2 protein-coding genes are annotated in these 807 nt (G+C 44.5%); both read right to left on the bottom strand.

The annotated features are described in order from the left end of the window. A partial coding sequence (locus ACS8FC_RS16480; RefSeq protein ID WP_459112971.1) for a tautomerase family protein occupies positions 1-241 on the bottom strand: 241 nt, incomplete at its 3' end. 88 nt (positions 242-329) lie between these two features. Beyond that, positions 330-806 carry a Cys-tRNA(Pro) deacylase gene (gene ybaK, locus ACS8FC_RS16475; protein WP_439297570.1) on the bottom strand — a complete coding sequence of 159 codons (477 nt, stop codon included), beginning with the start codon at positions 804-806 and terminating at the stop codon, positions 330-332. Position 807 lies beyond the last annotated feature (1 nt).

Genomic DNA, 807 nt, shown 5'->3' with positions numbered 1-807 from the left:
GGTTTTGAGTCTCTATATCGCGGCCGCTCATCAGTTTTAGATTGGCATAGATAAAGCCGTTCGCTTGCTCATCATCTTCCACGCCTACTAAAAACGTCTCAATAGGTAGGATACGTGTTTTGATTTCAGCAGGTTGTTTAAACAGCCCACTGTCCCATAGTGCTTTGTTGAGCGACTTTAACAATGATTCTTCGTGAGGGATACTGACGTTAGGCGTGGCTTGAATGGTTAAATGCGGCATGATTATGTCCTTAAATATAAAAAGTAATAGATGATCTGGCTGATAAGTTTACGCGGTATCTCTCGCCACCGTAAAACCTTTGTGCATATTATTCGTCAGTAATCGCACTAAAATGTGCATCAAGTGTGTTGGCTAATTGCGCTGGTGGCAACTCAATTTCTAAGCCGCGACGACCGCCACTGACATAGACCGTTGTCTGATCTTGCGCACTGCTGTCTATGACTGTTTTTAGGCGTTTTTTTTGACCCAATGGACTGACGCCGCCCAACACATAACCGGTACTCCGTTCGACTTGCTTGGGATCTGCCATTTGCACTTTTTTGCAGGACAGCAATTTATTGGCAGATAATGCTTTTGCCATTTTTTTAAAATTGAGGGTCTTATCTACCGGCAATACCGCAACCGCAAGATCGCCAGTATCGGTCGACACCACCAAAGTTTTGAACACTTGCGTTACTGCCACGCCAAGCTTTTCTGCGGCTTCTAAACCAAAAGAGGCAGCATGACTGTCATGCGTATATTCGTGTATGCGGTAATCAAGATCGCGTTTTTTGGCAAGATCGATA

The sequence above is a fragment of the Psychrobacter sp. 1Y4 genome (genome assembly GCF_051847555.1).
This window is presented reverse-complemented; position numbering and strand designations above follow the sequence as displayed.